This is a genomic window from Planktothrix sp. FACHB-1355, assembly GCF_014748295.1.
Lineage (GTDB): Bacteria > Cyanobacteriota > Cyanobacteriia > Cyanobacteriales > Aerosakkonemataceae > Aerosakkonema > Aerosakkonema funiforme_A.
This window is the reverse complement of record NZ_JACJUP010000908.1, coordinates 1-2,977: the sequence shown is the minus strand read 5'-3', so window position 1 is coordinate 2,977 and position 2,977 is coordinate 1. Positions and strand designations below refer to the sequence as shown.

Below are 2,977 nucleotides of genomic sequence, written 5' to 3'. Positions count from 1 at the left end.
TCGGTAATGTCAGTCGCCGAGCCGATCAGCTGTTTCACCTTACCATCAGCGTTTCTGGCGAATACGCTCTCTCTCGTGAGAATATACCGCCATTCTCCTTTGGTATCTCTCACCCGGTATTCCAACTGGAAAATATCGCCATCCGTCGCCGTTTCATATTGTTGGAAATGCGCGGCCATTTTTGGTAAATCTTTAGGGTGAATAATACTTTGGAAAAACGCCCCTCCCATTTCTGGAACTTGTGCTGGGGTATAACCGAGCAAAGTAGCAATTTGACGATTGCTATAAACAGTGCGGCGCTCGATTAGATCGTAAATATATAAAACATTTGGAGAAGCCTGGGTAATCCGCTCAATAAAATGCTTGCTCTGTTGCAAGGCTTCTTCTGCTAACTTGCGATCGCTAATATTGCTAAATGTACAAACCACGCGCTCGATGTTGCCATCATCGCTCAAGTGCGGATCGACATTCAGCAGCAACCAAAGCGTATCTTGTTTGGCAGGACGAAATGCGCCGATAACGAGGTTACGCACGGGCTGACGCTGCACGATCGCTTGCTTTAAAGGATGGCTGTGTTGGGAAACGACATTACCTTTTTCATCGAGTAGCTGCCAATTGAGGTCAAAAGCATTTTTTACTGGGATTTCGTATGGGGAAATACCCAGCAATTCTCTGCCCACTTCGTTAATTAAAATAATTTGGCCATCCGTATCCAGCAGCAGCACTCCTACTGGCATGGTCTCGATCAGCGATCGAAAGCGTTTTTCGCTTTCTTGCAATGCTACTTGCCTAACTAATTGATCTGTATATCGGCGATCGAACAGTGAGGTGACTAACGTTGCAACTAACACGATCAGGGTGCCAACTCCAATCTGAATTGCTAACCAAGAATTATCAGATCTTGCGATTGGGATTTCTTGCCCATCCGGCATTTGTAAAAAGCAAGTCGCCCACATTCCGGTGTAGTGCATTCCGCTGATGCCAATACCCATGACGAAGGCGCTGGATAGTTTCAGCAACGGGATCGACCTCTCCCCCCAGCCTACCTTCCCTAGAACGGTAGACGGGAATGTTTCTCCTTCTCTCGTAGGCAAGAAGGTTGCGGGGTTAGGTTTACTTGCATTGCGAAATTGAAAAGCCAACCACAAGGCAACACTGGATGCGCCGATCGCGATCGCTACCGACAGGGCGACAAGGTGGGGGCGGTAGTGTATCGCCACCGGCACTCTCAGCCCTGCCATACCCAGGTAGTGCATTGAGGCGATCGCCAGTCCCATCGCCGTGCTACCCCCCAGCAGCACCAATAGATTCAGTTGGGGGCGGCTGAATAACAGCAATGCCAATCCCGATGCCACAATTCCATCTAACCAAGAAAGGAAGGTTAGCGGCACGTCGTAGTTGACTGGGATCGGTAGCTGGAAGGCTAACATACCGATGAAGTGCATCGACCATATCCCCGTTCCCATTGCTAGAGCGCCACCCAGTATCCAAGCCAGTCGCGATCGCGGCGATGATGCAGGTGTCACTCGCCCCGCTAAATCTAGTGCTGTGTAGGAGGCGATCGCTGCGATCGTAAATGAGAGGGTTACTAAAATCGGGTCGTAACTGCCAGTAATTATGTCCATAAAAAAATATTTGATAAATTTAAACTGCTGCTCCTTCAGTTACTAAAACTTTTTCAAAACAGCTTTTTGAAGCACGTACTTTTGATTTTAAAGGAATTTTAATTATAAACTCTGTGCCTTTTCCTAATTGAGAATTACATTCTAAAACACCATCGTGTTTTTTGATAATTTGATAAGAAATTGCCAACCCCAGTCCGGTTCCGTAACCTGTGGGTTTGGTGGTATAGAACGGATCGTAAATTTTGGTCATCACTTCTGGACTCATCCCAATGCCGTTATCGGCAATGTAAATTTCTACCTCTTTATGTTCGACTACAACGGTGCGAATGCGTATTTTAGGCTGGTAAACTTGCACCCTGCTAACGTTGTAATTTTCTCGTTCTTCCAGCGCATCAATCGCATTACTCAGAAGATTCATAAACACTTGATTTAGCTGCCCTGCATAACATTCGAGCGGCGGCAAATCCCCATACTCTTTCATCGTTTGGATCGCCGGACGGTGGGGCTGTTCTTTCAAACGATGTTGCAAAATCATTAAAGTGCTGTCAATCCCATCATGGATATTTACTCGTTTCATTTCCGCTTCGTCTAGGCGGGAAAAGCAGCGCAAAGAATTGACAATTTTTTTGATTCGCTCTGCTCCCACTTTAATAGATGCTAAAATTTTCCCCAAGTCTTCTACTATAAAATCTAGTTCGCTTGTGTTAATTTTTTGCTGAATCTCGCCCACTGGCTGAGGATAATGCTTTTGATAAAGTTTAACTGTTTCTAAAATGTCTCGAATATATTCACTTGCCGGAGCAATATTGGCAAAAATAAAGTTGATGGGATTGTTAATTTCGTGAGCTACTCCGGCTACCATTTGCCCCAAAGAAGACATTTTTTCGGTTTGCACAAGTTGAATTTGGGCGCATTTAAGTTCTTTTAGGGTTTTTTCTAACTCTTGCGCTTGGCTGCGAAGTTTGGCTTCCGATTGTCGTAAAGCCGCTTCTGCTAAGGAGCGATCGCAATTTTCCTGTTGCAAAAGTTCATTGGCTCGCTCTAATGCTGCGGTTCTTTCGCGCACCCGCTTTTCTAACTCAATTGTTAGCTGGCTGAGTGCATTTTGAATTTGTTTGCGTTCGGCAATTTCGTTTTGCAAAGCTGCGTTTGCTGCTGTCAGTTGGGCGGGATTGGGTATAGCTATAATTTTCGGGATCAGTTCTATCATTACAGCTGCTGTAGTTATGGAAACAGCTGCTGTAATTGCTTTCAGAAAACCCGATAACCAATAATCGGGATGCCACAGCGTCCAAATTTCCATAATGTGGGTGATGCCGCAGCAGATAATGAAAGAACCGAACAAAAAGAAA

The 2,977-nt window shown here is 45.4% G+C and carries 2 protein-coding genes; both read right to left on the bottom strand.

From position 1 onward, the window contains the following. Positions 1 to 1,625 (bottom strand): MHYT domain-containing protein (locus H6S82_RS26795; RefSeq protein WP_191057000.1); only part of this gene is annotated, 1,625 nt, incomplete at its 3' end. Positions 1,626 to 1,644: 19 nt separating this feature from the next. Beyond that, positions 1,645 to 2,977, bottom strand: a 1,333-nt coding sequence (locus tag H6S82_RS26790; RefSeq protein ID WP_191056999.1) for an ATP-binding protein, incomplete at its 5' end; no start/stop codon positions are given.